Here is a 6,412-nt window from a genome sequence, read left to right as displayed (position 1 = left end):
CATGGTCTGGATCACGCTGCCGATGACGTGGCCGATCAGCACGGAGGCGCGGGAGATCGCCATGGTGCGGAAGCGGGCCATGATGCCCTCGGTCATGTCGGTGCACACGGCCACCGCGGTGCCCAGCGAGGTCATGGCCACGGTCAGCATGAGGATGCCGGGCACGAGGTAGGCGATGTACGCGGAGCGGTCCGCGTGCCCGCCGGTGATGCCGGCGCTCATCACGTTGCCGAAGACGTAGACGAACAGCAGCAGCAGGATGACCGGGGTGAGCAGGAGGTTGAGGGTGAGGGAGGGGTAGCGGCGGGCGTGCAGGAGGTTGCGCCGCAGCATGGTGAGGTTGTCGCGGACGGCGTAGGAAGCGGTGCTCATCGGACGGTCTCCTTGGCGATGTCGTTGCCTGCGGACTGGGCGGATGCGGACTGGGCGGGGACGGGACTTGCCGTGAGGGCGAAGAACACGTCGTCCAGGTCGGGGGTGTGCACGGAGAGTTCGTCGGCCTCGATGCCGGCCGCGTCCAACCAGTCCAGGACAGCGCGCAGTTCGCGCTGGCTGCCGTCGCTGGGGATCTGCAGGGTCAGGGCCTCGTCGTCGCGGGTGGTCTCGCGCAGGGCGGTCGCGGCCCGCTCGTACGCCAGCGGGTCGGCGAACCGCAGCCGCACGTGACCGCCGGGAACCAGCCGCTTGAGTTCGGCGGCGGTGCCTTCGGCGACCAGCTTGCCGTCGTTCAGCACCGCGATGCGGTCGGCGAGTTGGTCGGCCTCCTCCAGGTACTGGGTGGTGAGGAAGACGGTCGTGCCGCCGGAGACCAGCTCGCGGATGATCTGCCACATGGTGTGCCGCGAGCGCGGGTCGAGACCGGTGGTCGGCTCGTCGAGGAAGATGATCCGCGGGCTGCCGACCAGGGTCATCGCGATGTCCAGGCGCCGCTTCATCCCGCCGGAGTAGGTCGACGCGGGCTTCGTGGCCGCCTCCACCAGGTCGAAACGCTCCAGGAGTTCGGCGGTGACGCGCCGGCCCTCGCTCTTGGGCAGGTGGTGCAGGTCGGCCATCAGGAGCATGTTCTCCTCGCCGGTGATCAGCCCGTCCACCGCGGAGAACTGCCCGGTGACCCCGATCGAGGCGCGCACGGCCTGGGCCTCGCCGGTGATGTCGTACCCGTCGATCCGCGCCTGTCCGCCGTCCGCGGAGATCAGCGTCGACAGGATGTTGACCACGGTCGTCTTGCCGGCGCCGTTCGGCCCGAGGAGCGAGAAGATCGTGCCGGCCGGCACGGTGAGGTCGATGCCGTCGAGGACGGTCTTGTCGCCGTAGGACTTCCGCAGCCCGGTGGCCGCGATGGCCGGCTGCTCGCCGGTGTGAGTGGTTGTCGTCATGCCGCAGAGCTTGCGGCCGGGGCGGTTCAGAACGGCTTCAGTGCGGTTTCAGTGCGCGGGGCGGCGGTTTCAGTGCGCGGGGCCGGCGGTTTCAGTGCGCGGGGCCGGCGGTTTCAGCGGGCGGGGCGTTCGCTTCAGGGCGTTCGCTTCCGGGCGCTGAGCTGGGGCGCGGTCAGGTCGAGCAGGAGCAGCGCGTCGTGGTCGGGGGTGCCGGGTTCGGCCGTGTAGACGCCGATGCGGCGGCCGGGGCTGCCTTCCAGGTGCAGGGACCGGGCGGTGAGCGTGATCGTTCCGACCTGGGGGTGCTGGAAGGTCTTCCGCGCGGGCTTGCGGCCGGTCACCTCGTAGCGCTCCCAGAGCCCGGCGAACTCCGGGCTCTTGAGGAGGAGTTCACCGACCAGCTGGGTCAGGTCGGGGGCGTCGGGTGCCGTGCCGGCGGTGGCGCGCAGCCGGGCGACGCACGCGGTGATCTGCCGGTCCCAGTCCGGGAACAGACTCCGGGCGGCCGGGTGGAGGAACAGGTAGCGGGCGAGGTTGCGCTGCTTGACCGGCCAGTCGGCGAGGCCCGGGTACAGCGCGAGGCCGCCCGGGTTCCAGGCCAGCAGGTCCATGCTGCGGCTGATGACATAGGCCGGGTTCGGGCGCATCGACTCCAGCAGCACCTTCAGGTCCGGGGACACCGTGCGGCCGGGCGCGGGCGGCGGCTCGGACGCGTACCGGGCGGAGCGGGCGGCCAGTTCGCGCAGATGCCCGTGCTCCTGCTCGTCCAGGTGCAGGGCGCGGGCGAGCGCGTCCAGGACGGAGGGGCTGGGCCGGGTCTCCTTGCCGCGCTCCAGTCGTACGTAGTAGTCGATGCTGATCCCGGCCAGGGTCGCCAGCTCCTCCCGGCGCAGCCCCGGGGTGCGGCGCAGCCCGGCGCCGACCGTGAGACCCACCTGCTCAGGCCGCGTCCCGGTACGCCTGGCCCGCAGGAACCGGCCCAGCTCGGCGCCCTCGCTGCTCGCGCCCCGCCCGGCGGACGTGCCCTCGGATGCTGCCATGCCCTCAGTGTCACACCGCATCGACCTGCGGGGCAGGCCGGAGAGGGGCCCTGTCGTCACCCCCGAAGAGCCCGCCCTGGCAGGCGCGCGCACAGCGCGCGAGGGTGAAGGTGCCGGACACCGGAACGCTCCCCTCCGGAGCGGCGCATCGGAACGCTCCCTGCGGAGCGGCACACCTGAAAGGCCCCCCATGCAGTACGTCACCCTGAACAACGGCGTCGAGATGCCGGTCCTCGGCTTCGGCGTCTACCAGATCCCGCCCGAGGACACCGAGAGGGCCGTCTCCGACGCGCTCGCGGCCGGCTACCGCCTGCTGGACACGGCCGCCTCGTACGGCAACGAGGAAGCCGTCGGCCGGGCGATCAAGAACAGCGGCGTCCCGCGGGACGAGCTGTTCGTCACCACCAAGCTGTGGGTCCAGGACGCCCCCGCCGAGGAGCACACCAAGCGTGCCTTCGAGACCTCGCTGACCAGGCTCGGCCTGGACCACCTCGACCTGTACCTGATGCACCAGCCCTACGGTGACGTGTACGGCCAGTGGCGTGCCATGGAGGCCCTGCACCGCGCCGGGCTCGCCCGGGCGATCGGCGTCGCCAACTTCTACCCCGACCGGCTGATCGACCTGATCCTCAACAACGAGGTCACCCCCGCGGTCAACCAGATCGAGACCCACCCGTTCTTCCAGCGCGCCGGCTACCAGGACCTCATGCGCGAGCACGGGGTGCGGATCCAGTCCTGGGGCGGCTTCGCCGAGGGCAGGAACGACCTGTTCCGGCAGCCGCTGCTCAGCGAGATCGGCGCGGCGCACGGCAGGTCGGTGGCTCAGGTGGTGCTGCGCTGGCTGACCCAGCGCGGTGTCGTGGCGATCCCCAAGTCGGTCCGGCCCGAGCGCATGGCGGAGAACCTCGACGTCTTCGGCTTCGAGCTCACCGACCACCAGATGGCCCGGATCGCCGGCCTCGACACCGGTGCCTCGCTGTTCTTCGACCACCACGACCCGGAGATGGTCACCTGGCTCGCCGGGCGCCGGGTGGACGCATAGGCACGGAGGCGCGCGGCACGGAGGCGCGCGGCCTGTGCCGCCGTCCGCCGCTCACCCCTCGAACCGGTACCCCATCCCCGGCTCGGTGATCAGATACCGCGGATGCGACGGATCCGTCTCCAGCTTGCGGCGGAGTTGGGCCATGTACACGCGCAGGTAGTTCGTCTTGTTGCTGCGGGTCGCGCCCCAGACCTCCTGGAGGAGGTGTTTCTGGGTGATCAGGCGGCCCGGGTTGGTGATCAGGATCTCCAGGAGGTGCCATTCGGTGGGGGTGAGGCGGATGTCCCGGCCGTCCCGGACCGCCCGCTTGGCGAGCAGGTCGACGGTGAAGTCGGCCGTCCGCACGAAGGTCGGTCCGGTGTCGGCCGGGGGCTCCTCGGTGCGGCGGACCGCCGCCCGCAGCCGGGCGAGGAGTTCGTCCATGCTGAACGGCTTGGTGACGTGGTCGTCGGCGCCCGCGTCGAGCGCGGCGACCTTCTCCTCGGAGGCCTGCCGGGCCGACAGCACCAGGATCGGTACGCGGCTCCAGCTCCGTAGGCCCCTGATGACCTCGACCCCGTCCATGTCGGGCAGGCCGAGGTCGAGGACCACCACGTCCGGCCGGCCGGTGGCCGCCAGCCGGAGGGCCGTGGCGCCGTCGGGCGCCGCGTCCACTCCGTACCGGCGGGCCCGCATGTTGATCACGAGCGCTCGTACGAGCTGTGGTTCTTCACCAGCGTCTCCACCTGCGCGACCGAGAGGCCGTTCTTCTCGGCGATCCGGTGCACCTGGAGTTCGGCGTAGGCCGGGGAGATGTCCGGGTCGAGGCCGGAGCCGGAGGAGGTGACGGCGTCGGCGGGGACCTGGGAGGGCTTGACCGTATAGCCGGGCACGGAGTTGTCCTTGACGACCTTGGCCCGGGCGTCCTCCACCTGCTTGATCAGCACCTTGCTGTCGGCGGAGAGGTTGGTGGCGCCGGACAGGATCAGCTTGTACCGCGTGTTGACCGAGTTCTCGCCGAGCCCGCCCGCCGGTCGCGGCTGGAAGTAGTCGAGGCTGTAGCCCTGTTGGCCGATCAGCGACGAACCGACCACCTTCCCCGCCGACTTGATCTCGGAGCCGTTCGCCTTGTTGTTGAACAGCCCCTGGGCGATGCCGGTGACGACCAGCGGATAGATGACGCCCGTCACCAGGGTCAGCACCGGGACGATCAGTCCGCCGATGCCGTAGATCGCGAGATTGCGCCGCAGCATCCGGTCCGCGCTCACCGGCTTGTACTGCACGCCCCGCAGGGACAGCGGCACCAGCGCGTTGAAGATGACGGCCGACAGGATCGCGGAGTCCGGCGAGGACAGGTCCATGCCCTCGGCGATCGCCTTGGCGGTCAGCGGGTTGTCACCCGTGATCATGACCGTCTTGATGCCCATGCGGCGCAGCTCGTCGAACCGCTCGCGCATGCCCTCCTTGACGACGTCCTTGAGGTGGATGACGCCCAACACCCGGGCGCCCTCGGTGTCTTCGACGGCCACGAGCAGCGGCGTGCCGCCCGCCCCGGCGATCCGCTCCGTCAGCTCCTGCGCCTCGGCGGTGACATCGCCACCCCGCTCGCGCACCCAGGTGACGACCGAACCGGCCGCGCCCTTGCGGATCCGCCGCCCGTCCACGTCGACGCCCGACATCCGGGTCTGCGCGGTGAACGCGACCCACTCGGCGTGCGCCAACTCGCCCTGGTGGCGCTCCCGCAGCTCGTACTTCTCCTTCGCCAGCACGACGACGGAGCGGCCCTCGGGCGTCTCGTCGGCCAGCGACGACAGCTGCGCCGCGTCCGCGAGTTCGGCCGCCGTCGTACCGCTCACCGGCACGAACTCCGAGGCCTGCCGGTTGCCCAGCGAGGCGACCAGGACCGCCAGCAGGCCCGCGATGGCCAGCGTGACCGGCAGCGTGAACCCGAGCCCGTGCGCGCCGGCCGCGGCCAGCACCAGCACGATCGCCTCCGGCCCGTAGGCCACCGACGCCATCGCGTCCAGCGACAGCGCGGCCAGTCCCGTGACGGTGGTCAGCCGGTGCCGCTCACCGGTGTCGGGCGGCTCTTCGCCGGCGGGGGTCGCGCCGCCCGGCTCAAGGGTCAGGACGGACATGGGCACGTGCTCCCTCATCGGGCGTCCGGTTTCGCGCGCGAGGACGCGCACGGTGCCCTCAGGTCCTGTCCGCTGCGGGCGGGGGCCAACGGATCCTTGCGGGTTCTTCGCGCGGAACGGGCCTTCTTTGACGGGGCGTTGACGAGCGGGGGTGCCCGTCGGAGTCGGACAGATCCTGCCGGAGTCGTACGGAATCCCGTCGCAGTGGTACGAAATCCCGTCGGACAGAATCCCGTCAGAGTCGTATATGAGTCGCGTCAATGCCTGTCGTTCCGGCGCTCCGGGTCCCTACGGTCTCCGCTATGGAACGCGGTGACGACGACGTGAAGCGGCCGCCCGAGGCCGCGCACGACCTGCGCTGGGCGGGCGACCTGCGGGACGCCGTACGCTGCGCCGGCGTCCTGCTCGCGCTGCTCCTGCTGGTCGACTGGGGCACGGGCCGCCTGGAGCCGTGGCGCTGCGCCCTCTGGCTCGGCCTGTCCCTGCTCCTGTTCGCCGTACTGTGCCCCGCCCGGGTGTCGGCCGGCGACAACTGGCTGTCCTCGCGCGGCCTGCTGCGCGAGCGACGGGTACGGACCGACCTGCTGGTGTCGGTGGGCTGGCTGGACGGGGTGTCCCAACGGCTGCTACTGCGCGACGCGTTGGACGGACGGGTGGAGATCGACCCCCAAGTACTGGGCGACAACCCCCAGTTGTGGTTCCACCTGACGGACGGCGCGCGACGATCGACGAACGCGGGCACCCTGAAGAGCGGCGCGGTCACTCTGAACCGCCTCTCCCGCCGCATCGACCGGGAGACGGCTCAAGCGGTGTTCAGGAACTCGGGGTTGGAGTAGG

General features: G+C 71.1%; 6 protein-coding genes and 2 pseudogenes. 2 read left to right on the top strand and 6 right to left on the bottom strand.

Going from position 1 to position 6,412, the window contains the following annotated elements; translation table 11 throughout:
• From ACIP6U_RS22670 to ACIP6U_RS22660, 3 genes are all read right to left on the bottom strand, one after another.
• Positions 1-372, bottom strand: a 372-nt coding sequence (locus ACIP6U_RS22670) for an ABC transporter permease (protein WP_401720563.1), incomplete at its 3' end; no start/stop codon positions are given.
• A complete protein-coding gene (locus ACIP6U_RS22665; RefSeq protein ID WP_401720560.1) occupies positions 369-1,376 on the bottom strand; it encodes an ATP-binding cassette domain-containing protein in 1,008 nt (335 codons plus the stop codon). The genes ACIP6U_RS22670 and ACIP6U_RS22665, both read right to left, overlap by 4 nt.
• A 134-nt stretch (positions 1,377-1,510) precedes the next feature.
• Positions 1,511-2,416: a helix-turn-helix transcriptional regulator gene (locus ACIP6U_RS22660; RefSeq protein ID WP_401720558.1), complete on the bottom strand. Its 906-nt coding sequence runs from the start codon at positions 2,414-2,416 to the stop codon at positions 1,511-1,513.
• A gap of 190 nt (positions 2,417-2,606) precedes the next feature.
• Here ACIP6U_RS22660 and ACIP6U_RS22655 point away from each other — a divergent pair, with 190 nt between their 5' ends.
• Positions 2,607-3,458 (top strand): aldo/keto reductase, encoded by an 852-nt coding sequence (locus ACIP6U_RS22655; protein WP_401720555.1) that lies wholly within the window; start codon positions 2,607-2,609, stop codon positions 3,456-3,458.
• A 51-nt stretch (positions 3,459-3,509) separates the two neighbouring features.
• Here ACIP6U_RS22655 and ACIP6U_RS22650 read toward each other — a convergent pair whose 3' ends face one another.
• The 3 genes and pseudogenes from ACIP6U_RS22650 to ACIP6U_RS22640 all read right to left on the bottom strand — a co-directional run.
• Complete coding sequence (locus tag ACIP6U_RS22650; protein ID WP_401720618.1) at positions 3,510-4,133, bottom strand: winged helix-turn-helix domain-containing protein; 624 nt, start codon at positions 4,131-4,133, stop codon at positions 3,510-3,512.
• Between the two features lie 5 nt (positions 4,134-4,138).
• Positions 4,139-4,585: pseudogene (locus tag ACIP6U_RS22645) on the bottom strand (potassium-transporting ATPase subunit C); the annotation flags it as partial.
• Positions 4,586-4,633: 48 nt separating this feature from the next.
• A pseudogene (locus ACIP6U_RS22640) lies at positions 4,634-5,329 on the bottom strand (HAD family hydrolase); the annotation flags it as partial.
• Between the two features lie 548 nt (positions 5,330-5,877).
• Between ACIP6U_RS22640 and ACIP6U_RS22635 the strand changes: the two are divergent.
• A complete protein-coding gene (locus ACIP6U_RS22635) occupies positions 5,878-6,411 on the top strand; it encodes a hypothetical protein (RefSeq protein WP_401720552.1) in 534 nt (177 codons plus the stop codon).
• Position 6,412: the final 1 nt, after the last annotated feature.

It is taken from the genome of Streptomyces sp. NPDC088794, assembly GCF_044750545.1.
Lineage (GTDB): Bacteria > Actinomycetota > Actinomycetes > Streptomycetales > Streptomycetaceae > Streptomyces.
Note: the sequence above shows the minus strand (reverse complement) of the source record. Positions and strands in the feature narration are given on the sequence as shown.